Annotated in this window: 24 protein-coding genes, 1 tRNA gene and 1 pseudogene; 11 read left to right on the top strand and 15 right to left on the bottom strand. The window is 71.2% G+C overall.

Going from position 1 to position 22058, the window contains the following annotated elements; genetic code table 11:
• Positions 1–284 precede the first annotated feature (284 nt).
• Positions 285–1166 carry a tyrosine-protein phosphatase gene (locus ACIBEC_RS13190; RefSeq protein WP_360496472.1) on the top strand — a complete coding sequence of 294 codons (882 nt, stop codon included), beginning with the start codon at positions 285–287 and terminating at the stop codon, positions 1164–1166.
• Between the two features lie 59 nt (positions 1167–1225).
• Here the strand turns inward: ACIBEC_RS13190 and ACIBEC_RS13185 are convergent, their stop codons facing one another.
• From ACIBEC_RS13185 to ACIBEC_RS13150, 8 genes are all read right to left on the bottom strand, one after another.
• Positions 1226–2161 (bottom strand): RNA polymerase sigma factor SigF, encoded by a 936-nt coding sequence (locus tag ACIBEC_RS13185; RefSeq protein ID WP_360496469.1) that lies wholly within the window; start codon positions 2159–2161, stop codon positions 1226–1228.
• 144 nt (positions 2162–2305) lie between these two features.
• Positions 2306–3106, bottom strand: a complete 801-nt coding sequence (locus ACIBEC_RS13180) for a SigB/SigF/SigG family RNA polymerase sigma factor (RefSeq protein ID WP_360496682.1) — start codon at positions 3104–3106, stop codon at positions 2306–2308.
• A 384-nt stretch (positions 3107–3490) separates the two neighbouring features.
• On the bottom strand, positions 3491–3784 hold the full coding sequence (locus ACIBEC_RS13175; RefSeq protein ID WP_360496466.1) for a Dabb family protein: 294 nt from the start codon (positions 3782–3784) through the stop codon (positions 3491–3493).
• A 188-nt stretch (positions 3785–3972) separates the two neighbouring features.
• Positions 3973–4137, bottom strand: a complete 165-nt coding sequence (locus tag ACIBEC_RS13170) for a hypothetical protein (RefSeq protein ID WP_350519723.1) — start codon at positions 4135–4137, stop codon at positions 3973–3975.
• A 480-nt stretch (positions 4138–4617) separates the two neighbouring features.
• A tRNA-Ser gene (locus tag ACIBEC_RS13165) sits at positions 4618–4707 on the bottom strand.
• A 93-nt stretch (positions 4708–4800) separates the two neighbouring features.
• Positions 4801–5328 (bottom strand): tRNA adenosine(34) deaminase TadA, encoded by a 528-nt coding sequence (gene tadA, locus ACIBEC_RS13160; RefSeq protein ID WP_396287917.1) that lies wholly within the window; start codon positions 5326–5328, stop codon positions 4801–4803.
• A gap of 26 nt (positions 5329–5354) precedes the next feature.
• Positions 5355–5912, bottom strand: coding sequence for a tRNA adenosine deaminase-associated protein (locus ACIBEC_RS13155; protein WP_360496463.1), 558 nt, complete (start codon positions 5910–5912; stop codon positions 5355–5357).
• A 307-nt stretch (positions 5913–6219) separates the two neighbouring features.
• Positions 6220–6456: a hypothetical protein gene (locus tag ACIBEC_RS13150; protein ID WP_360496460.1), complete on the bottom strand. Its 237-nt coding sequence runs from the start codon at positions 6454–6456 to the stop codon at positions 6220–6222.
• A 187-nt stretch (positions 6457–6643) separates the two neighbouring features.
• Between ACIBEC_RS13150 and upp the strand changes: the two genes are divergently transcribed.
• A complete protein-coding gene (gene upp / locus ACIBEC_RS13145; RefSeq protein ID WP_360496457.1) occupies positions 6644–7279 on the top strand; it encodes a uracil phosphoribosyltransferase in 636 nt (211 codons plus the stop codon).
• 88 nt (positions 7280–7367) lie between these two features.
• Here upp and ACIBEC_RS13140 read toward each other — a convergent pair whose 3' ends face one another.
• Together ACIBEC_RS13140 and ACIBEC_RS13135 are read right to left on the bottom strand one after the other, a co-directional pair.
• Positions 7368–8057, bottom strand: coding sequence for a LytR C-terminal domain-containing protein (locus tag ACIBEC_RS13140; protein WP_360496454.1), 690 nt, complete (start codon positions 8055–8057; stop codon positions 7368–7370).
• Between the two features lie 266 nt (positions 8058–8323).
• A complete protein-coding gene (locus tag ACIBEC_RS13135) occupies positions 8324–8620 on the bottom strand; it encodes a type II toxin-antitoxin system VapB family antitoxin (protein ID WP_030061387.1) in 297 nt (98 codons plus the stop codon).
• Positions 8621–8853: 233 nt separating this feature from the next.
• Here ACIBEC_RS13135 and ACIBEC_RS13130 point away from each other — a divergent pair, with 233 nt between their 5' ends.
• Positions 8854–10440, top strand: a complete 1587-nt coding sequence (locus ACIBEC_RS13130) for a helicase HerA-like domain-containing protein (protein ID WP_360496451.1) — start codon at positions 8854–8856, stop codon at positions 10438–10440.
• Between the two features lie 80 nt (positions 10441–10520).
• Here the strand turns inward: ACIBEC_RS13130 and ACIBEC_RS13125 are convergent, their stop codons facing one another.
• On the bottom strand, positions 10521–11687 hold the full coding sequence (locus ACIBEC_RS13125) for a hypothetical protein (RefSeq protein WP_360496448.1): 1167 nt from the start codon (positions 11685–11687) through the stop codon (positions 10521–10523).
• Positions 11688–11794: 107 nt separating this feature from the next.
• Positions 11795–12460: a rhomboid family intramembrane serine protease gene (locus ACIBEC_RS13120; protein WP_360496445.1), complete on the bottom strand. Its 666-nt coding sequence runs from the start codon at positions 12458–12460 to the stop codon at positions 11795–11797.
• Between the two features lie 84 nt (positions 12461–12544).
• On the opposite strand from ACIBEC_RS13120, the gene ACIBEC_RS13115 reads away from it, so the two are divergent.
• Positions 12545–13063, top strand: a complete 519-nt coding sequence (locus ACIBEC_RS13115; protein ID WP_360496442.1) for a YbhB/YbcL family Raf kinase inhibitor-like protein — start codon at positions 12545–12547, stop codon at positions 13061–13063.
• A gap of 163 nt (positions 13064–13226) precedes the next feature.
• On the opposite strand, the gene ACIBEC_RS13110 is transcribed toward ACIBEC_RS13115, so the two are convergent.
• A complete protein-coding gene (locus ACIBEC_RS13110; RefSeq protein WP_360496439.1) occupies positions 13227–14195 on the bottom strand; it encodes a YafY family protein in 969 nt (322 codons plus the stop codon).
• Here ACIBEC_RS13110 and ACIBEC_RS13105 point away from each other — a divergent pair.
• The 3 genes from ACIBEC_RS13105 (at position 14194) to ACIBEC_RS13095 (ending at position 16118) form a co-directional block, all read left to right on the top strand.
• Positions 14194–14316 (top strand): hypothetical protein, encoded by a 123-nt coding sequence (locus tag ACIBEC_RS13105; RefSeq protein ID WP_396287916.1) that lies wholly within the window; start codon positions 14194–14196, stop codon positions 14314–14316. The two genes, ACIBEC_RS13110 and ACIBEC_RS13105, sit on opposite strands and share 2 nt — an antisense overlap.
• A gap of 29 nt (positions 14317–14345) precedes the next feature.
• The gene (locus ACIBEC_RS13100) at positions 14346–15821 is read left to right on the top strand and encodes an MFS transporter (RefSeq protein WP_360496436.1); all 1476 of its coding nucleotides are present in this window, start codon (positions 14346–14348) and stop codon (positions 15819–15821) included.
• Positions 15822–15896: 75 nt separating this feature from the next.
• A complete protein-coding gene (locus ACIBEC_RS13095; RefSeq protein WP_360496433.1) occupies positions 15897–16118 on the top strand; it encodes a KTSC domain-containing protein in 222 nt (73 codons plus the stop codon).
• On the opposite strand, the pseudogene ACIBEC_RS13090 reads toward ACIBEC_RS13095, so the two are convergent.
• Positions 16091–16374: pseudogene (locus ACIBEC_RS13090) on the bottom strand (DUF2087 domain-containing protein). The gene ACIBEC_RS13095 and the pseudogene ACIBEC_RS13090 sit on opposite strands and share 28 nt — an antisense overlap.
• Before the next feature lie 43 nt (positions 16375–16417).
• Positions 16418–17062, bottom strand: a complete 645-nt coding sequence (locus ACIBEC_RS13085) for an HhH-GPD-type base excision DNA repair protein (RefSeq protein WP_360496430.1) — start codon at positions 17060–17062, stop codon at positions 16418–16420.
• A 260-nt stretch (positions 17063–17322) separates the two neighbouring features.
• On the opposite strand from ACIBEC_RS13085, the gene ACIBEC_RS13080 reads away from it, so the two are divergent.
• From ACIBEC_RS13080 to ACIBEC_RS13065, 4 genes are all read left to right on the top strand, one after another.
• Entirely contained in the window at positions 17323–17769 is a 447-nt protein-coding gene (locus ACIBEC_RS13080; protein ID WP_360496427.1) for a DoxX family protein, read from the top strand.
• A 184-nt stretch (positions 17770–17953) separates the two neighbouring features.
• A complete protein-coding gene (locus tag ACIBEC_RS13075) occupies positions 17954–19255 on the top strand; it encodes a helix-turn-helix transcriptional regulator (protein WP_360496424.1) in 1302 nt (433 codons plus the stop codon).
• Positions 19256–19326: 71 nt separating this feature from the next.
• The gene (locus ACIBEC_RS13070; RefSeq protein WP_360496421.1) at positions 19327–20109 is read left to right on the top strand and encodes a toll/interleukin-1 receptor domain-containing protein; all 783 of its coding nucleotides are present in this window, start codon (positions 19327–19329) and stop codon (positions 20107–20109) included.
• Positions 20106–22052, top strand: a complete 1947-nt coding sequence (locus ACIBEC_RS13065; protein ID WP_360496418.1) for a hypothetical protein — start codon at positions 20106–20108, stop codon at positions 22050–22052. Before ACIBEC_RS13070 ends, ACIBEC_RS13065 begins: the two co-directional genes overlap by 4 nt.
• Positions 22053–22058 lie beyond the last annotated feature (6 nt).

Raw genomic sequence — 22058 nt, 5'->3', positions numbered from 1 at the left:
AGTGCAGCGAACCTGTTACCAACGTTCATGGCGATGCCATGAAGGCGCTGATTGTGACCGGAACTGTACCGGTGGCGCAAATAATGAATTGAAAATGAAAAACCGGAAGCTGAGCGCTACACGTGGTTACCGACGGTGCGGCTCGTCGGTGCGGGCGCGACACCTACACTGTCGTCGTTGCGCATGACACTCTTGCACATCTTGCCGATCCATTGGGCAGGTTCATGCAATATCGGGCACCGCTGTGCCATGTGACAGTCCGAATATGCAATGGGGGCGCCCGTATGGCCGATCAGCAGACCGAGTCCGGGAGAATCGGGGGCGCACGGATATCGGCGTCGGAACCGGCCGGAACCGAGCTGGTCGGCCGCAGTCTCGGGCTGCGTGGCGCGGTCAACGCGCGTGATCTGGGCGGGTACCGGACCGCCGACGGGCGGACGCTGCGGTGCGGGGTGGCCCTGCGCAGCGATGGCCTGAACCACGTCACCGCCGAAGACCTGGGCCCGCTCGGTGCGTTGGGCCTGCGCCGGGTGGTGGACTTGCGCAGCATGGACGAGATCCGTGACGCCGGCCAGGATCGCCTCCCCGGCGGCGTCATGCTGCATCAACTGCCGTTGCTGGCAAAGGACTTCGACATCTATCTGATGATCAGGGGAGCCCTGGCCGACCCCAGCCCGCAGCGGCAGCGCGCACTGCTCGGCGAGGGCCGGGCGAGCGCGACGATGGCCGGCCTCTACCGCTGGTTCGTCACGAACCCGGTGGCACGCGAGCGCTTCGCCGCCCTGCTGCGCCTCCTGGCCGCCCCGGACGGGCCGCCGCTGCTGTTCCACTGCTCGGCCGGCAAGGACCGTACGGGATGGGCGGCAGCGCTCCTGCTGACCGCCCTCGGGGTGGACCGCGAGACCGTCGTCGCCGACTACCTGCTCACCAACGAGCGCTCCGCCGCGGTCGTCGACCGGGTGCTGGACGACTTCGCCGCCCGCGGCCTGATGCGCGAACCCGAACTCCTCCTGCCGGTCTTCCGGGCCGACCGCGCCTACCTGGACGCGGCCTTCGCGGAGGTCGAGGCCGGCTGGGGCGGCTTCGACCCGTTCTGGCGGGAGGGGCTCGGGCTGGACGACGACGTGCTGGCCGGACTGCGCGTCAACCTGCTGGACGGCAGCTGAAGTCGAGGGAGTGGCTCGGCCCTTGCTCGAAGTCGAGGGACGGGCTCAGCTCCCGCTGATCAGCCCTCGCTGATCAGACCCTCGCGGAGCTGGGTGAGCGTCCGGGTGAGCAGCCGGGAGACGTGCATCTGCGAGATGCCGATCTCCTCGCCGATCTGCGACTGGGTGAGGTTGCCGAAGAACCGCAGCATGATGATCCGCCGCTCGCGCGGCGGCAGCTTGGCCAGCAGCGGCTTCAGCGACTCCCGGTACTCCACGCCCTCCAGCGCGAGGTCCTCGTAGCCCAGCCGGTCGGCCAGCGGCCCGTCGCCGTCGTCCTCGCCGGAGCCGGAGTCGAGCGAGCTGGCGGTGTACGCGTTGCCGACCGCGAGGCCCTCGACCACGTCCTCCTCGCTGACGCCCAGGCAGACGGCCAGCTCGGCGACGGTGGGGGAGCGGTCCAGCCGCTGGGACAGCTCGTCGCCGGCCTTGGTGAGCGCCAGCCGCAGCTCCTGGAGCCGCCGCGGCACCCGGACCGACCAGCTGGTGTCCCGGAAGAAGCGCTTGATCTCGCCGACCACGGTGGGCATCGCGAAGGTGGGGAACTCCACCCCGCGCTCCGGGTCGAAGCGGTCGATCGCCTTGATCAGGCCGATGGTGCCGACCTGGACGATGTCCTCCATCGGCTCGTTGCGGCTGCGGAAACGCGCGGAGGCGTACCGGACCAGCGGCAGGTTGAGCTCGATCAGGGTGTCGCGGACGTAGGTGTGCTCCTCGCTGCCGGGCTCCAGTGCGGCCAGCCGCAGGAACAGCGAGCGGGAGAGCGTCCGGGTGTCCAGCCCTGCGCCGGGCGGTGCCTCGGGTGCCGGGTCGGCGCCGAGCGGCGTCTTTGGTGCGGCGTCGGGGCCGGGCGGCTCGACGGACTCGACCCGCTGCCGCGGGACCAGGGCCTCGGCGACGGCAGTGCCGTTGGCCTGACCAGCGTGGATCTCCGCAGTGCCCAGCTCTCCGGACATGCACCCACCCCCTCGTGACTGTCACTTGAACGGGGGCCCTCGCGCGGAGGTTCCCGGCGGGGCCCTCCCCCCTCCATACCGGAACACGGTGCACGGCAAACCCGAACGTCGCAAGATGTCACACGGGGGTAACGCGCTGCGATCTCATTCTTCCCAGGAGTTGCCGGTCCGAAGCCGGGTGAGGATCCGCGAGAGCAGCCGCGAGACGTGCATTTGGGACATCCCCAGCTCGGTGCTGATCTGGGACTGGGTGAGGTTGGCGAAGAACCGCAGCATCACGATCCGGCGCTCCCGCTCGGGGAGTTGGACCAGCAGGTGGCGGACCATGTCGCGGTGCTCGACCTCGGCCAGCGCGGAGTCCTCGTAGCCGAGCCGGTCGAGCAGGGCGAGCCCGCCCTCGTGCTCCTGGGCGGCCTCCAGGGAAGCCGCGTTGTAGGCCCGCCCGGCGTCCAGGCAGGCCCGGACGTCCTCCTCGGGGATCCGCAGGCTGGCGGCGATCTCCGGCACCTTGGGCACCCGCCCGTGCAGCACCGTCAGTTCCTCCATCGCGCCGCTGACCTGGACCCACAGCTCCTGGAGCCGGCGCGGGACGTGCATGGTGCGGACGTTGTCCCGGAAGTAGCGCTTGATCTCGCCCAGGATGGTGGGCAGCGCGTAGGTGGGGAACTGGACGCCGCGCTCGGGGTCGAAGCGGTCGATCGCGTTGATCAGGCCGATGGTGCCGACCTGGACGACGTCCTCCATCGGCTCGCTGCGGCTGCGGAAGCGGGTGGCCGCGTAGCGCACCAGCGGGATGTTCACCTCGATCAGCGCGGCCCGGACCCGCTCCCGCTCGGGGGCGTCCGGGGGCAGCTCGGTGAGCCGCTCGAACAGCACCCGGGTCAGCGTCCGGACGTCCACGGCGGGCCGGCCGCCGGGGCCGCCGCGCAGGCCGTCCGGGCGCAGCTCGCCGGCCGGGCTGATGATCGCAGCCAGAACCTCGTCCACGGACACGTCACCCCTCCCATAGTCGACAACGGCGGCGGGCCCTGCGGATCGGGTGTCGCGGCTGGTTCACCACCTCGCCATGTCCGGCAAAACCGGTCATAGCATCACAAGGTGGGCACAGGTCGGGCAAGCACCCGGTGGAGGTGTGTTGGTCGGGTGTTCAACCTTTACCGGGGCCAGTGGTGAAGCGCCGCAAGGGTCGTTCCGGGACAGAGCACGGCGCCCCGTCCGGAGGTCGGACGGGGCGCTGCGGGCCGTCCGAGGGAAGGACGGGGACGGACTCCGGGCGGGATCGGGCCGGGATCGGTTCGCGATCGGGCCGGGATCGGGTCGGACGGGGGCTCAGACCTCGATGTCGGCGATCACCCAGGTCGCGAACTCGCGCCACTGGCCCGCCGCGGCCTGGTGGGCCGGGTGGGTCAGGTAGGCCTGCAGGGCGGTGCGGTCCTCGACCAGGCTGTTGATCGCATAGTCGTACGCGATGTCCCGCTCGGTGGTGTTCCAGCCGCAATCCCACTCGCGCAGCTCGGGGATGACCGCGCCGAGTTCGGAGAACGCCTTGGCGCCGGCGAGCGCGCGCTCGTCGTCCTTGCTGACGCCTTCGTTGAGCTTGAACAGAACCAGGTGCCGGATCACGATTGCCGCTCCTCGCGGACGGGGGGTGAGGGTCCCGCCCACCGTAGCCGGTGTGCGGAGGTCGGTGGACGGCCGTCCGCCACCCGGGCGCGGGCCACCTGCCCGGGCCGGTCCACTCGAGCGGCGGTCCGCTCGGTCGGCCCGATCTACCTGGTCAGCCTGGTTACCCGGTTACCCGGTCACCCGGTCTACTTGATCAGCCCGGTCATGAAGGTGCCGACCGCTTTGGCCGCGTTCGAGATGCCCTCGAACCCCAGCTGGACGAGTTCGGCGGAGCGGGCCGGCGACGTGATGATCGAGTAGAGAACGAAGACGAGCAGGAGGACCATGCCGATCTTCTTCGCCTGCGCCATCGGGTGACCTTCCTCCCAGCTGTGGGCCGCCGTCATTCGGTCCCCGAGCGGCCTGCATGGGGCAGCTTATCCACCCGGACGGGCTATCAAGTGTGTGACGCGTTCGGCCGGCGGGACGAAGGTCCCCGCGAGTGGGGCCTTTCTCCGGGTGCCCGGCCGCGACCCGGGCGGCAGGATGGATGACGTACCGAGGATCTGGCAGGAATCCCCGGTACGTGGATCCGGAGCTCCCCGCTGTGGGACCGGCCGCCGCGGCTTCCCCCCGACGCGGTGCCGGTTGTGGGACTCCGCCGGGGGAGCGGTCAGTCCCCCCGAGCCGCTCCCCCTCCAGGCTCCGTACGAGCCGGGCGTCGGTGGTCGTCGGCCCGGTGTGCGGAGCCATTTCCATGTCAGAGGGCGGACACGTCCGAGGGTGCGTCCGTCCGAGGGCACCCGGAAACGCCGAGGGCCCGTCCGGATCGGACGGGCCCTCGGGCTTTCTGGCGGTAGCGGTGGGATTCGAACCCACGGTGGAGTTGCCCCCACACACGCTTTCGAGGCGTGCTCCTTTGGCCGCTCGGACACGCTACCGAGGGGAACTCTACCGGACGGGTGGCTCGGGGACGAAATCCTTCTCGGAGGGCTGTCGGCGGGCGCCGGGAGGGTGTTCGGCCGGGAGGGGGCTCAGCGGTGGGTGTCGAAGAACGCCCGCAGCTGCTCGCCGCACTCCTCGGCGAGGACGCCCCAGATCACCTCGGGGCGGTGGTTGAGCCGGCGGTCGCGCATCACGTCGAAGAGCGAGCCGGCCGCGCCGGCCTTCTCGTCGAGGGCGCCGTAGACCACCCGGTCGATCCGCGAGAGCACAATGGCGCCGGCGCACATCGTGCACGGCTCCAGGGTGACGACCAGGGTGCAGCCGGAGAGCCGCCATTCTCCGATCTTGGCGGCCGCCTGCCGGATCGCGACCACCTCGGCGTGCGCCGTCGGGTCGCCGACCGCCTCGCGCTCGTTGTGGCCGCGTCCGATCACCTCGCCGTCCGGGCCCAGGACGAGCGCCCCGACCGGGACGTCCCCGGTGGCCGGCGCCAGGGCGGCCTCGGCCATGGCGAGGCGCATCGGCGCCGACCAGCGGTCGCGGACCGGGTCGGGGCGGACGGGGGCGGGCAACGGGGGGACGTACGGGACGGGCTGCGCGGTGGATGCGGGCTGCATGGCATCCAGTGTCGGGTATCCGGCCGCTACCGGACGGCCTCCAGGACCTCACCGCAGCCCAGGGCCTCGGCGATCTGCTCCAGTGCGTCGCCCGGCACCGCGCCCTCGCCGCTGAGGGAGAGCAGCTCGTCGGAGGCCAGGCCGAACTCGGTGAGCAGGTGGGCGTCGCCCAGCGGGCCGACCGGGACGCCGCCGTGCGGCTCGGCGTCCTCGTCGTCCAGGTCCTGGGTCTCCTCGTCCTCGTCCAGCAGGTGGTCCAGGTCGCCGAACTCGCTCTCGCCGGCCTGGTCGACCAGTTCGTCGGTGAGGACGGAGCCGTAGGAGCTGCGGGCGGCGGCGGCGCCGTCCGACACGAAGATCCGCGGGTCGTCCTCACCGTCCACGCGGACGATGGCGAACCAGGAGTCCTCCTGTTCGATGAAGATCAGGACGCTGTCGTCGTCCTGCGTGGAGTCGCGGGCCAGGTCGGCCAGATCGGCCAGGGATTCGACGGTGTCGAGCTCGGTCTCGCTCACATCCCACCCGTCCTCGGAGCGAGCAAGCACTGCAGCGAAGTACGCCACCAGGGACACTCCCAAGATCATTGGTCTCGGCTGTCGGCGCGCTCGGGCAACGCGGAAAACTGGCCGCCCCCGCGCCAGAGGCGGCCCGCTTGTTCGGACCGTCCCCTCGGAATCGTGACAGAAAGCCCGCCCTTGCGGGGGGTGTTCGGCAGCGCGTCTTTGCAGGTCGTGTCGGAAGGGCCGGGCCGCGGAGGGCGGAGTCGCGCCGGGGCGGTCCGAAGCCGGTCGAAATTTGCTCCGAACGCCCGCCGGGGCCGATCGCGGCCTGCCGTGGGGCCAGCCGTGGAGCGCGCCGTGGACCTCGCTGCGGACCCCGCCCGGAGGCCCGTCAGATTCGGAAAGTTCGCATCCGCATGGCCTCGCGCATCCGCCGTTCCTTGGTCCGCCGGGGCTGGACCCGCTCCCGCAGTTCGCGCGCCTCGGTGAGCTCGCGCAGGAAGACGGCCCGCCGCTTGCGGCGCTCCGCCTCGGTCTCCGGAGGGTCGTGCGGCGGGCCCGGGCTCGGACCCGCCCCGCCGACGGGCTCGCCCGCCGAGCCGTCCCCGGCCTTCGGGTTGCTCGTCATAAGACGTGACATTCCCAGAACGGCCCGGTTGATACCACAGCAGACGCATCCGTCCGGACATTCGCCCTGCGTCACGGCGTGTCACGGCGGGGTGACCCGGTCCGTCAGCCGGCTCGTCACCAGGTCCGATGCCCCGGCCGGGCACGGCGTGTCGTACAGGCGTCCAGACCCGGGCTAACCTCGGTACATGCGTCTCCACGTCGTCGACCACCCCCTGGTCGCCCACAAGCTCTCCACCCTGCGCGACGAGCGCACCGACTCGCCGACCTTCCGTCGCCTGACCGACGAGCTGGTGACCCTCCTCGCCTACGAGGCCACCCGGGACGTCCGCACCGACGAGGTGGAGATCACCACGCCCGTGGCGGTCACCCACGGCACCCGGCTCAGCTACCCGCGCCCGCTGGTGGTGCCGATCCTGCGGGCCGGTCTGGGCATGCTGGACGGGATGACCCGCCTGCTGCCGACCGCCGAGGTGGGCTTCCTCGGCATGGTGCGTAACGAGGAGACCCTGGAGGCCTCCACCTACGCCACCCGGATGCCGGACGACCTCTCCGGCCGCCAGGTCTACGTGCTCGACCCGATGCTGGCCACCGGCGGCACCCTGGTCGCCGCGATCAAGATGCTGATCGAGCGCGGCGCCACCGACGTCACCGCCGTGGTGCTGCTGGCCGCCCCCGAGGGCGTCGAGCTGATGCAGCGGGAGCTGGCGGACCTGCCGGTCACCGTGGTCACCGCCGCCCTGGACGAGCGACTCAACGAGAACGGCTACATCGTTCCCGGCCTCGGCGACGCGGGCGACCGGCTGTACGGCACCGCGGGCTGAGCCCCTCAGGAACAGCAGGAACAGAACGACGAGGGCCCTCCGGCGTGCTGCCGGAGGGCCCTCGCGTTCGTGCCGTTCGTACCGGGTGTCAGCAACTGCCGTTCGCGGTCGGGGTGGGGGAGGGCTTGGTGGCCAGGGCGAGGGCGGCGGCCGCCTGGGTCTCGTCCAGCAGGGCGTTGTAGCTGTCGCCGATCACGAAGTCCACGCTGGTGTCGGTGCGGGCGTCGGCGGTGACGGTGGCTCCGGCGATCTGCGAGCCGACCAGGGTGCCGGCTCCGGCGCCGGTCGGGCCGGCGATCACCTGGGCGGTGCCGGGCACCTTCTTGTCCAGCTCGGCCGGGGCGTTGCCGACCTTGCCGATGGTGAAGCCGCGCTTCTTGAACTCCTCGGCGGTCCGCCCGGCCAGACCGGCCTTGGTGGTGGCGTTGTAGATGTTCACGGTGACCGTGGCGGGCTGCGGGACGGCGTGCGGGTCGCCCTGGGCGGCGGCGGGCGCGCCGGAGGCGGCGGGGGCGCCCGGGGTGGCGCCCGGCGTGGGGGCGGCCAGCGGTTTGCCGGACGCGGTCGCGCAGGCCTGGGCGGAGGAGTTCTTGTTCCTGCCCGTGAAGATGTCGTACAGCTGCAGGCCGCCGAGGGCGATCAGGGCCAGGGCGAGCAGACCGGCGAGTGCGGCGATCACCTTGCGGCTCTTCTTCGGGGGCCGGCCAAGCCGCGGGTAGGAGTTGCCGGTGATGCGGTACTGCTTCCCCTTGAGGCCTTGGGGAGTCAACATGCTCATGGTTTGTCTCCCCCTTGTACCGGGGCGGGGTCGGGATGACGGTCGGCCGGGTAGGGGCATCTCCCGGTGCGGGCGGATTCCCTGGTCGCGGCCGTAGTCAGCAGCGTAGTGCCGTACAGCTGCGAAGGTACTAAACGATCATCATCTGGAGTACCCCGGTACCCGAAAGGGGGTACCGGGCACACGTGGACCGCCCTCCGCCGGGGCGGCGAGGGGGCGGTCGGGAAGCCTGCGGTGGATGCGACGAGCCCGGTGCCGGCGGCCCGTCACTCCATTTCGAGGACGCGGGCGTGCAGCACCTGGCGCTGCTGCAGCGCGGCCCGTACGGCCCGGTGCAGCCCGTCCTCCAGGTAGAGGTCGCCGTGCCACTTCACCACGTGGGCGAAGAGGTCCCCGTAGAAGGTCGAGTCCTCGGCCAGCAGGGTTTCGAGGTCGAGTTGGCCCTTGGTGGTCACCAGCTGGTCGAGCCGCACCGGACGCGGGGCGACGTCAGCCCACTGTCGGGTGCTCGTCCGGCCGTGATCCGGGTACGGCCGCCCATTGCCGATGCGCTTGAAGATCACACGGAAAGCCTACCGTTTGGGCGGCGAATGGCGCAGCAGCCGCGACGGCGCCACGCGCGCCGGTGTGAACTGCGGGTGGATGAATGCGGCTGTTTGATGGGAAATGTCGCGAACATCGGCCCGGTACCGATCGGGTCCGGTTCCGGCGCCGAAGCGTTCCGACGCGTTTTGATGCGTTCCGACGCGTTCCGACGCGTTCCGACGCGTTCCGATCCGCCCAGGAGTGTGCACCGATGTCCTCCGCCCCCACCCCCCAGGCCGTCCGGGAGATCGCCGACGGGTACGCCTTCACCGGGCCCGCCCTCGACCTCGGTGCGGTGCTGCTGGACGGCACCGCCTACGCGGACGCCCAGGTGCGCATCCCGCTGGGCGTGCTCAACCGGCACGGACTGGTCGCCGGGGCCACCGGCACCGGCAAGACCAAGACCCTGCAGCTGATCGCCGAGCAACTCTCCGGACAGGGCGTGCCGGTGTTCCTGGCCGACATCAAGGGGGACGTCTCCGGCGTCGCCGCGCCCGGCACGCCGAGCGAGCGCACCAGCGCCCGGGCCGCCGAGGTCGGCCAGCAGTGGGCCGCGCAGGGCTGCCCGGCCGAGTTCTACTCGCTCGGCGGGCAGGGCGCGGGCATCCCGATCCGGGCCACCGTCACCAGCTTCGGACCGCTGCTGCTGTCCAAGGTGCTCGACCTGAACGAGACCCAGGAGTCCTCGCTCTCCCTGGTGTTCCACTACGCCGACAGCAAGGGCCTGGAACTCTACGACCTCAAGGACCTGACCGCGGTGATCGCCTTCCTCGCCTCGCCCGAGGGCAAGGAGGAGCTGAAGACCATCGGCGGCCTCTCGGCGGCCACCGCCGGGGTGATCCTGCGTGCGCTCACCGTGCTGGAGAACGAGGGCGCCGGGGCGTTCTTCGGCGAGCCCGAGTTCGACACCGCCGAACTGCTGCGGACCGCGTCGGACGGCCGGGGCGTGGTCTCGGTGCTGGAACTGCCCGCCGTGCAGGACCGGCCGCGGCTGTTCTCCACCTTCCTGATGTGGATGCTCGCCGACCTCTACCAGGAGCTGCCCGAGGTCGGCGACCTCGACAAGCCCAAACTGGTGTTCTTCTTCGACGAGGCGCACCTGCTGTTCAAGGGCGCCTCCAAGGCCTTCCTGGAGGCGATCACCCAGACCGTGCGGTTGATCAGGTCCAAGGGCATCGGCATCTTCTTCGTGACCCAGACGCCACGGGACGTCCCGTCCGACGTGCTGGCGCAGTTGGGCAACCGGGTGCAGCACGCGCTGCGCGCCTTCACCCCGGACGACGCCAAGGCGCTCAAGGCCACCGTCTCGACCTTCCCGCACTCCTCGTACGACCTCGGCGAGGTGCTGACCTCGCTCGGCACCGGCGAGGCGGTGGTGACCGTCCTGTCCGAGAAGGGCGCGCCGACACCCGTCGCGGCGACCAGGCTGCGGGCGCCGCAGTCGCTGATGGGGCCGGTCGAGGCGGAGGCGCTGCGGACGGCCGTGGACGCCTCGCCGCTGACGGCGCGCTACCGGGACGCGATCGACCGGGAGTCGGCGTACGAGAAGCTCGCGGCGCGGGCACCCCGGCCGGAGGCGGCGCCGACTCCGGTGCCGACTCCGGTGCCGACGGAGGGGGCCCCGGAGCCGGCTTCGGAGCGGCGGGAGTCCCGGGAGGCGCAGAAGGAAGGGGTGGGCGGGCTGCTCGGGTCGCTGCTGAGCAATCCGACGGTGAAGTCCTTCGCGCGCTCGGCCGGACGGCAGCTCGGGCAGGAGATCTCGCGCAGCCTGTTCGGGACGTCCAAGCGGCGGCGGTGACGCCCCGGCCGGAGTGGACGGCTGGTGGTGGCGGCGGTGGCGGTGATGGCGGTGACGGCGGTGACGGCGGTGGTGGTGGTTCAGCCGGATAGCGCGGCGCCGATCCGGTCCAGGGAGGACAGGCGCATCAGGCCGTAGTGGTAGAACTCGACCTCGGGGACGCCGAGTACGCGCAGGGTGGCGATCTTGGCGGCGAGGTTCTCCGGGCCGTCGCAGTCGGAGGACATCGGGCGCAGGATCACCGCCATGTCCCGTGGGCGGACACCGTGCAGAGCGAAGGCGGCGATCTTCTCCCGGACGGCCTCCGGCGTCCTGGCGTAGCCGAGCGTCTCGATCTGGTCGGCGGCCCTGGCGAGGGCGGGCAGGTCGATCCCGGAGAGCCAGCCCTTTCCGGGGCCGCCGCCGTCCATGAAGCTCAGCCGCATGCCGTGGCGCCGGGCCTGCTCGGACAGGTCGGCGGCCAGCGAGGTGACGGTGGCGGCGGAGGCGTCCACGTACGCGGCGAAGGCGCCGTCGGCGAGGGCGCTCAGGTCGGCGGGCTCGGCGGCGGCGGACTCGTCGGCCAGCCGGCGACGCACTTCGGCGCGGACGGCCCCGGCCGCCTCCTCGGCCGGGACGCCGGCGGCGGTGGCGGCGGCGCGGCAGTGCGGGCAGAAGCAGACCCCGAGCAGGGCCTCGGCGGTCGGGCCCAGCTCCTCGAAGTAGCGCTCGTGGTGGTAGCCGTGGCGCAGTCCGTGGAAGTGCAGCGACTCGGCGCGGATCGCGTCCACGCCGTACCGGGCCAGCTCGGCGACCAGGGTCAGCGCGTACGCGCGGACCTCCGGGTGGGCCGGGCAGAGCTCGGTGAGGTGGCGGTCGCCGAAGGCGTTGGCCGGGGCGCAGTCGGGGTGGGCGAAGCCGAGTCGGTCGTTGTGGCAGAACACCGTCCAGGCGTGCAGCTTCAGCTCCCGGCGGCGGGCCTCGTCGGCGGCCTCGGCGAAGGGGTCGCGCCCGCCGATGGCGGTGGAGAGCGTGGGCGCCAGGCGGCTGCCCCGCCAGGCGGCCGGGTCGGGACGGAAGTACGCCGCGCCCGGCTCCAGGTAGCGGACCACCCGGTGGGGGTTGTGCGGGAAGACGTCGCGGGCCCCGTGGTAGACCGAAGCGAGGGTGACGCCGCCGACCCCGGCGCGGTCGGTGAGGTTGCCGAAGAAGGTGTCGGCGCCCTCGTCGAGCAGGTCGGTGGCGAAGGCGAGGACGGACGACTCCACGGTGCGGCTCCGGGGCTGGGGGCAGGTGCGCTGTTCACGCCGCTGTTCACGCTAGCCGCAGGGGTGGGGTTGGTCTAGACCTGGCCAGGGGAGTCGCGGAGGGGGCCTCAGAGGCCGAGGTCGTCCAGCTCCTTGAGCAGGGCGGACCTGGAGTCGGCCGGGGCGCCGGGCTTCGCGGCGGGCGCGGGCTTCGGCTGCGCCGCCCGGTTGCGGAGCAGGACGGCGGCGGCCAGTCCGCCGATCAGCCCGCCCAGGTGGCCCAGCCAGCTGATGTGCTCGTCGAGCGGCAGCACGCCGAGCAGCAGGCTCGAATAGAGGACGGCGACCACGATGCCGACCACCGCGTCCAGCACCTTGCGGTCGAGGACCCCGCGCAGCACCACGTAGCCGAGGTAGCCGTAGACCATGCCGCTCGCGCCGACCGTCACGGTGTTCGGGCGCTCCAGCAGCCAGATCGTCAGCCCGCCGGACACCGCGATCACGAGGCTGGCCAACAGGAACGTCCGCAGGCCGCGGTAGGCGGCCAGGAAGCCGAGCACGAACAGCGGCCAGGAGTTGGCCTCGATGTGATCCCAGCTGCCGTGCAGGAACGGCATGGTGAACATCTCGGGCAGATCGCCCAACTGCCCGGTGCGCAGGCCGTAGTCCCTCGACAGCCCGTAGTCGTCCAGCCAGTTCACCACCTGTACCGACCAGATGACGACCTGGAGTCCGAGCATCGTGAACAGCGCGCGGCGAGAGTCCGAGAACAACTGGGCGATTTTGGCGGCCATACGTCGACTCTAGGGGCGGCCGGATCGGACGTGCACCCCATTACAGTGACTCGTGTCATTCCGATCGTGAGAGGTGACCACCCCATGAGCAAGCGCCCGCCGCTGCCGTACGAGTTCCTGCCGCAGGTACCGTCCTTCGAACTGACCAGTCAGGACTTCACCGAAGGCGGCACGCTGGCCCGGGAGTTCATCCACGCCGGCGGCAACCTCTCGCCGCAGCTGGCCTGGTCGGGCCTGCCGGCGGGCACCAGGAGCATCGCCGTCACCTGCTACGACCCCGACGCGCCCACCGGCTCCGGCTGGTGGCACTGGCTCGCCCTCAACCTGCCCGCCGACACCGCCGAACTGCCGCGCGGCGCCGGCGCCTCGGACGGCAGCCTGCCCGGCGCGGCCTCCTTCCACGGCCGCAACGACTTCCCGGGCAACAAGTACGACGGTGCCGCCCCGCCGCCCGGCGCCCCGCACCGCTACGTCTTCGCCGTACACGCCCTGGACGTGGAGAAGCTGGACGTCGCCGCCGACACCCCGCCGGCGCAGGTCGGCTTCCACATCACCTTCCACACCCTCGGCCGGGCGCTGCTGACCGGTGAGTACGGGGTCTGAGCATGGCCGCCGGCCGATCGTCCGGTCGAGGTCCGGCGGCTGCCCGAGGAGGAGTGGCGGGCCGGCCGCCGGGCCCTGACCTGCCCGGTCGACCCGGACGGGGAGCCGGCCGTCGAGCCGAGGAGCTGACGGACGGATGGGCGCGCAACGGTCCGGCCCCGGCCTAGCCCGCCCCTCCCGCGGCCCGGCCGGCGCGGGTGGCGACCGTGCGCAGGTGGTCGCGCAGCTCCGGGGGCTCGTGCACCTCGAAGTCGCAGTCGAGCAGCAGCAGTCCGCTTGCCAGCCACTTGAGGGACTCCGCCCGGGAGGTCAGGCGGCAGCTGTGGTCGTCGATCGGCTCGACCTCGTAGTCGCCGGTCCAGGGCATCCAGTTGTCGACCTCGGCGGCCGGGCGGTGCACGGTGGCGACCATGGTGTGGGCGTGCGTCCGGCGGCGCAGCTTGCTCGCCACGAACACCGCGGCGTTCTCGGCGGGCAACGGGCGCGGGGTGAAGCGGGCGCCGGTGGCGAGGGGGCCGCTCAGCCGGTCGACGCGGAACAGCCGCCAGTCGTCGCGGTCCAGGTCGAAGCCGACCAGGTACCAGCGGCGCCCGGTGGAGACCAGGCGCTCGGGCTCGACGTGGCGGCGGGTCTCGGCGCCGTCGCGGGCACGGTAGGCGAAGCGCAGGCGTTCGTGGTTGGTGACGGCGCCGGCGAGCACGGTGAGGTCCTCCGGGTCGACGGTCGGGCCGTCCCCGGTGAGCAGCGGCACGGTTGCGGTGTTGAGCGTGCCGACCCGGTGCCGCAGCCGGCTCGGCAGCACCTGGAGCAGTTTGCCGAGCGCCCGGACCGAGGCCTCCTCGATGCCGACGACCGCGTGCCCGGCGGCCGCCCGCAGCCCGACCGCGATGGCCACCGCCTCCTCGTCGTCGAGTAGCAGCGGCGGCATCGCCGTGCCCGCGACCAGCCGGTAGCCGCCGACCGCGCCCATGGTGGCCTGCACCGGGTAGCCGAGGTCGCGCAGCCGGTCGATGTCGCGCCGGATCGTCCGGGGGCTGACGTCGAGCCGCTCGGCGAGCTCGCTGCCGGGCCACTCGCGCGGGGTCTGGAGCAGGGACAGCAGGTTCAGGAGCCGGGCCGGGGTGTCGCTCATGCCCTCCAGCATGCCGGATGAACTGGGACAGGATCTGACCTACATGGCCCGTACTGTCGTGGAGGTCGAGATGAGCGAGAAGTACGGGACGTACGGGACGTACGAGAAGTGCGGGGCGTAGGGGACGTGCGAGAAGTCGAGGAGTACGGAATGAGCGTGGCGGGAGCCGACCGGCGGAGGTGGATCGCGCTGGCGATCGTGATGGTGGCCTCCTTCATGGACCTGGTGGACGTCACCATCGTCAACATCGCCATCCCCAGCATCCAGGCGGACACCGGCGCCTCCTTCAGCGCCGTGCAGTGGGTCACCGGCGGGTACGCGCTGGCCTTCGCGATCGGGCTGATCACCGGCGGGCGGCTGGGTGACATTCACGGCCGCAAGCGGGTGTTCCTGATCGGGATCGGCGGCTTCACCCTGGCGTCCGCGCTCTGCGGGCTGGCCGCCGGGCCGGAGATGCTGATCGCGACCCGGCTGCTGCAGGGCGGGACGGCGGCCCTGATGGTGCCGCAGGTGCTGTCGATCATCCACGCGACCTTCCCGGCGGAGGAGCGCGGCAAGGTGTTCGGCATGTTCGGCGCGGTGGTCGGACTGGGCGCCGTCTCCGGTCCGATGATCGGTGCGCTGCTGACGGAGGGGGACCTGTTCGGCCTGGCCTGGCGGCCGATCTTCCTGATCAACCTGCCGGTCGGCATCGTCGGACTGCTGCTCGGCCGCCGCTTCATCGACGAGTCGAAGGCCGACCAGGCCCTGAAGCTCGACCTGGTGGGCGTGGTGCTGGCCAGCCTGGGCCTGCTGATGCTGATCTACCCGCTGACCCACGGGCGGGAGGCCGGCTGGCCGCTCTGGGGATACCTGTCGATGGCCGGGAGCCTGCCGGTGTTCGCGCTGTTCGTGGCGTACGAGAAGGTCAAGACGCGGCGGGACGGCTCGCCGCTCGTGGAGCTCACGCTGTTCCGGGTGAAGTCCTTCGCGGCCGGGATCTGCGTGCAGCTGGCCTTCGGCGTGGCACTGGGCATCTTCTTCCTGGTCTGGACGCTCTACATGCAGGTCGGCCTGGGCTGGAGCCCGCTCAAGGCCGGCGCGACCGGCATCCCGTTCTCGATCGCGGTCTCCACAGCGGCCGGGCTGTCGGTGCAGAAGCTGGTGCCGCGGTTCGGACGGAAGGTGCTGCAGGCGGGCGCGCTGGTGATGGCGGCGGGTGTGCTCACGTACATCTGGGAGGCCGACCGGTACGGGACGGCGATCTCGCCCTGGCAGATGGCGCTGCCACTGGTGGTGATGGGCCTGGGCATGGGGCTGATCGTCGCGCCGATCACGGACGCGGTGCTGGCGGAGGTGCCGCGCGAGCACGCCGGTTCGGCCTCCGGACTGATCAACACCGTGCAGCAGGTGGGGAACGCGCTCGGGCTCGGCCTGATCTCGGTGGCCTTCTTCGGGGCGATGGACGACGTGGTCGCGCCGGAGGCGGTCGGGACGGCGTTCGGCGGGGCCTTCGTGCACGCGCTGTGGTGGGTCGCGGGGGTGCTGCTGGTGGTGTTCCTGCTGATGTTCGCGCTGCCGCGGCGACGCAAGGCCGTCGGCGCGGCAGCCGAGGACGTGGTGGAGCGGGAGGCCGCTCTGGTCTGACGGGACGCACCCGTTGTGAGGGCCCCTAGAAACCGCCCTGCGCGACCGGGGCCCTCGTCGCACACTGGGAGGGCGATGGACCGTACGGCGGTGGACTCCTCGGTGCTGCGCTCGGTCGGGTACGACCCGGCGGCGCGGCTGCTGGAGCTCGAGTTCACCGGCGGGCGGGTGTACGTGTACGCGGGCGTACCGGCCCGGGCGCACCGCGAGCTGCTGGCCGCCGACAGCCACGGGCGGTACTTCGTCCGGCGGATCCGGGGGCGGTACGCCTACCGGCGCTCCGAAACCAGCCGGTAGCTGCTGCCGTCCCGGGGCGGGCGAGGTGGCCGGCCTCGACCAGGGCGCGGCGCAGGGCGGGGGCGTCGTCGTGCACGGTGTGCAGCACGGCGTTGACCTCGGCCTCGGTGTAGCCCCGGCCGGCTTCGAGCAGGGTGTCGGCGAGGTGGGCCAGGAGCTGCTCCCGGCGGGCTGCCTTGCGGGGGACGGTGATCAGGCGCCCGTCGGGGGCGAACAGGGCGGACACACTCGGCGGCGTCGGGGCGGTTGCGGTCATGCCGGGAGCGTCGCCCGCTGGGGCGGGGCGGGGCAACCGGTTTTCAGTGCGCGCCGGTCGGGGTCGGCGCGGCCGTCGTCCGGGTGGTGGTGCGCGGTTTGGCGGCGGCCTTGGCCTCCTTCGCGGCTCGCTTCACCTCCTGCTTGAACTCCCGTACCAGGGTGAGGGATTCGGGGCCGGTGATGTCGGCGACCGAGCGGTGCGCACCCTCCTCGCCGTACGCGCCGGCCGCCTCGCGCCAGCCCTCGGGCCGTACGCCGTACTGCTTGCCGAGCAGGGCGAGGAAGATCTGCGACTTCTGCTTGCCGAAGCCGGGCAGGGCGTTGAGGCGGCTCAGCAGCTCCTTGCCGGTGCGGACGTTCTTCCACAGCGCGGCGGCGTCGCCGTCGTACTGCGCGACGAGGAACTGGCAGAGCTGCTGCACCCGTTTGGCCATCGCGGCGGGGTAGCGGTGGACGGCCGGTTTCGCGGAGAGGAGCGCGACGAACTCCTCCGGGTTGTAGGTGGCGATCTCGTGGGCGTCCAGGTCGTCCCGGCCAAGGCGCTGGGCGATGGTCAGCGGGCCGGTGAACGCCCACTCCATCGGCACCTGTTGGTCGAGCAGCATGCCGACGAGCGCGGCGAGCGCACTCCGCCCGAGCAGTTCGTCGGCCTCGGGCTGCTGTGCGAGCCGAACGGTGGCGTTCATGGGCTTGCCCTCCTCGGAGTTGACGTCGGGTCGGCGCCCAGTCTGGTGGACGCGGGTTGACCGAGGCGGTCAACACGCCCGTACCAGGGGAAGTCTTGGTGTTCCAAGCCTTGCCATGCCTGCATTGTTCGTTGGCGGAGCGGTTTTTGGGGTTGCCGGAGGGGGCGCGGAATATTTTTTGCCCGCGCCTGTCACGTCCGCCGGGGGCGCCGGGTCAGAGGGGTGTCGAACCGAATCGCCACCGAGTGGGGAGCACTTCAATGTCCGTCGCCTACACCATCGTCACCGTCCTCGGCGCCCTCATGGTCGGCTTCTCGGCCTACTCGGTCTTCGCCGGCTCCGAGTACGTCGTCAAGCCCCTCGCCGACTACGGCGTCCCGCGCGCCTGGTGGACCTGGCTCGGCGTCGCCAAGGCGGCCGGCGCCCTCGGCCTCCTGGTCGGCCTCGCCGTCCCGGCCATCGGCTACGCGGCCGCGGTCGGCGTGATCCTCTACTTCCTCGGCGCCGTCGTCACCGTCGTCCGCGCCCGGGCCTATCTACGTCGCCCCGGTCGTGGCGGCGCTGGTCCTGCGGCTGGCGGCCTGAGGGGTAGGGAGCAGCTGCGCGGCCCGGCCGGCATCGGGCGCTCGCCGGCACTCTGCAGGGGTGGACCGATCGAGGTCCGCCCCTGCGGTCTGTTCGTGCGTGCGCATCGTCCCAATGCGTAGACATGTCGCCAACTCGTTTTGTTCGCATGGCCATTCGAGCGGGAAAGAGGAAACGGGAAACCCGGCTGAAGCCCGTTTGGCCAGCTCGATCGCATGCCAAGATTCCAGGCGGAAGCGAGGGGTGACCGCTTCTGGCCCACGATGTGGCAGGCGCTTGGGTGGTCGGATCAAGACGGGGGTTGGCATGGTCATGCCTGAAGTGTCGTCGAGCGAGTTCGGTCCGGAGCTTCGCAGACGGCGCATCGCCGCCGGGCTCACCCTCACCCGGCTCGCCGAACTGCTCAGCTACAGCAAAGGACACCTGAGCAAGATCGAACGAGGGCACAAGCCGCCCCCACCCGAGCTCGCCCGTCGCTGCGACGCCCGGCTCGGCGCCGACGGCGAGCTGGAGCGGCTCCTGCCGAGCAGGGCGGTGGCCCCGGCGGAGAGCGATACCGGCGGCGACGGAGAACCGTTGCTCCGGGTCGACCGCGAGGGAGTCCGCTGGTCCGGGGCCATGGGCCGGAGACAGCTGCTTGCCGCGGGGGCCACCTCCCTGCTTGGCGGCGGTCTCGCCGCCGCTCTGCCCCCGGCCGCCCCGACGGCCGTCATCGCGGAGTCCACCCCCGTCGAAATCTTCCGGGTCCAGTTCGACCAGATGCGGCAGCTCGGCCAGACCGGTGACCCCGGCACGCTGCTCCCGCTGCTCACGGTCCAGACCCACACTCTGTGCGAACTCGCCGTCCAAACCGACGCGGTGAACCGTGACCGGCTGCTCGTGCTGGCGGCCCGGTATGCGGAGTACGCGGGCTGGATGGCTCAGGAAGCCGACGACACCCCCTTGGCCCTCTCATGGACGGCCCGTGCCGTCGAGCTCGCACAGGCGGGCGGCGACCACGACCTGGCGTCGTACGCGCTGGTCAGGCGGGCCCTGGTTGCTTTCTACGCGGGCGACGCGACCCAAACCGTACAACTGGTCGAACCGGCCCAGGACGGTTCGCTGCCGCCAAGGATCCGGGGCCTCGCGGCACAGCGGGAAGCGCAGGGTCACGCTCTCGCCGGAGACCACACCGCTTGCCTACGTAGCCTGGACCGCGCCCGCGAGCTGCTGGCCAGGGCCGATGCCGAGACCGACGGTGGCGCCCCCGTCCTCGGCACCACCAATCTGACCGACCCGGCGGCCGTGGTCACCGGTTGGTGTCTGTACGACCTCGGCCGCCCTGGCCAGGCCGCCGAGGTGCTCGACCGGGAGTGCCTGCGAATCCCGGCGCAGGCAGTCCGCAGCCGTGCCCGGTACGGGCTCCGGCGGGCCCTCGCACACGCGGCTGTGGGCGAGCCGGAGCGGGCGTGCGAGCTTGCCGCGGAGCTCCTGCCGCTGGTTCCGGCCCTTCGGTCGGCCACCATCCGCTCCGATGTCCGGCGGCTCGACCGCGAGCTGCAACGGTTCCGGGCTGACAGGTCAGTGCCGGTCCTCCAACCTCTGCTCGCCCGGGCGCTGCACCCGTAGACCGTCCGAGATCCCGGTCCCTCCTCGGCCGCGGATCGCTCCCCCTCACTCACCGGAGAGGTGATTTCGTCATGCCTGACATCTTCGTCAACTACCGCACCAGCGACGAGGACACGACCGCCACCCTGATCGAGCGGGAGCTCTCCCGGCGCTTCGGCACCGAGCGGGTGTTCCGTGCCAGCAAGTCCATCCCGATCGGTCGGCCCTTTCCCCAGGAGCTGCTGACCGCGGTCCGGCGCAGCAGTGTGCTGATTGCGGTGATCGGTCCGCGGTGGGCCGACGCCCGAACAGCGGACGGGCGCCGTGCGCTGGACGACCCGGAGGACTGGACCCGCAGGGAGATCGCCGAGGCCTTCGAAAGCGGAGCCCTGGTCGTCCCGGTCCTCGTCGGCCGCATGACGCGGCTCGACCGGCACGACCTCCCGCCAGAGATCGGGGAGCTGGCGGACTGCCAGTACCGCCGCTTCGACAACCGCGATGCCGAGTCCGGCCTCCAGCGCCTTGGCGACGACCTGGCCGAGGCGATCCCTCGACTCGCCGAAGCGGAGCTGCGGATCGCCAAGGAGAAGGGAGTGAGCGAGACCCACAACGAGGCCGGCAGGGTGAACGGCAGCGTGGTACAGGCCCGGGACTATCGGCACGACCAGAGCGGAGGAATCGGCAACGTAGGCGGCGACGTGGGATCGTTCATCAACAACGCGAGCGGACCGGTCCACACCGGGAGGGGCACACAGAACAACACCATCCGCAATGGCGGCGTCGAGTTCCACGGCGACGGCAGCAACTACGTCGCACGGGGCACCGTCAACAACGGCTTCGGCAGTCGCAGTGACGGCGAGGGCCGGCGGCGGTGAGCGACCACGGGGACGCCACGTGGATCGGCAACGCTCAGGGGCAGACGCACACGGGTAATGGAACCCAGAACAACTTCCATTACTACTTCGGCGCTTCGGACAGGCTGACTCGTAATGGCGGCGATCCGCTTCGAGTGGCCCTTGAACACCGTGTTTGGCTGAGCCGGCGTTTTGTCATGCCGCCTGGCTTCGAAGACGCAGCTGCCAAGGTCAAGAAGCCGGGTACCACTGTGCTGCTATCCGGGGACTCCGGTTCTGGCCGCCGTACTGCGGCTGTCGTGCTGCTGCACCGAGCCGGCGGGGACCGTGCGTTGTTCCGCGAGGTCTCGCTGGACGGCTCACCGGACGAGCCGTCCGAGGTGGCAACGGGTGAGCGCGTCCTCTTCGATCTATCGGGGGCCTCTGAACGAGAGTTCGTCGAGGCACAGAGGCTGTTGAGGATCTACCGGGACAAGGTGGAACGGTCCGAGGCCCGTCTGGCGGTGGTCCTTCCTCGGGAGGGCGAGCACCTTTTGCACTCGGACTTCCGTCAGTTGATAGTGCCGATCGGCCGCCCCGATGGCGATCAGGTGCTGAAGCGGCACTTGCGTATGGCCGGCATCGAAGTGCCGCTTCCGGAACTGCGGCGATCAGCTCTCGGAAAGTTCCTTGGGCGTTCCCCCATGCGGGAGTTGCAGCGGCTGTCTGAGCTTGTGGTTCAGGCGAGCTCACAGGGCGGAGACTTCAGCAATTGGGCCCTACGGGCCGTCGAAGCCGTGCGAGATCGCGGGGGGCAGGTGGCCCAGCAGATCAGCGATCTCGCCGACGGACGCCAGCGGGCACTGCTGTTCACGGCAGCGATGCTTGAGGAGGCTCCGGCGGCGACGGTCTTCCGGCTCTCCGATCGGCTGCTGGCGAGGATCGGGCACCCGGAGGACGAGCGTCCGCGCCTCGACCGTGAGGATCTGACTCAACGCCTGCGCAGCCTGCAGGTGCAGGTGAGGGACGAGCGGATTCGTTTCGATGCCTTGGCGTACGGGGCGGCAGTCCGAACCCACTTCTGGTTGTACTACCCGGACCTGCGGGCGACCTTCGGAGACTGGGTCCGAGATGTGGTCAGGACGGAGGCATGGCTGGCCCCGGCCGACCGCCGGTTACTGGTCGGCAGATTCACCGAGCAGGCTCTACGGGTCGGGGATGTTCATGTGCTGGCCGGGTTGGCGGAGTCATGGACGGAGGAGACCAGGCTGCTGCCCGAGGCCACACAGGTGCTGGGAGAGGGACTCACGAGTGAGACCTGGGGTTCGGAATTTCGGCGGAGGATCTACTACTGGTCGGTGGGGCCGAAGCTGGAGCCCAACCTGGTTCAGGTTCTGGCTCGGGTCTGTGTCGATGCCATCGCTCCGCACTACCCCCATCAGGCGCTGGTTCGCCTGCACCACCTCGCCCGGCGGGCGCCCGAAGAGGGGGCGCGGTATGCCCGGGACGCGTTGCTCGAACTGGCCAGTAGGGACAGGCGGCTGTACCTGAGACTGCTCGACCGGCTGTGCGAAGGCCTGGAGAGGAGGACACCGGTGCGATCGGACGCCGACATCTTCCTGGAGCTGGTCGGCTCGTTGCCGGGCTGGGTGCCACATACGGAGGGGGTCCAGGGTTGGCGAGGGGTGCTGGCCGCGGCTTCGTCGCCGAAAGCGTGGGAACCAGGGGTCAAGAGCTGGCTGTCGGCCGCGCGGCGGACATCGGAGGGGGGCAGGCAGCTGATGAGGATCCTCACCGACGCCGCCGACGGCCGGGTTGCGGTGCTCAGCCGGTACTACGTGCTCGCACACGAGTGGGGGACGGGGCCCGATGACTCGCCGGGGCCGGTAAGCCGGGCGGTGGTGGTGGCGCGCTTCTGCCAGGAGATCGACCGTGCGCAGGGGATTGAACCGCTCGTCGGGGCGACCGGGGGGAGAAGGCTGTGAAGGGCT

The sequence above is a fragment of the Kitasatospora sp. NPDC051164 genome (genome assembly GCF_044455625.1).
Classification (GTDB): domain Bacteria; phylum Actinomycetota; class Actinomycetes; order Streptomycetales; family Streptomycetaceae; genus Kitasatospora.
The sequence above is the reverse complement of the archived record's forward strand: the minus strand, read 5'-3'. Positions and strand labels throughout refer to the sequence as shown.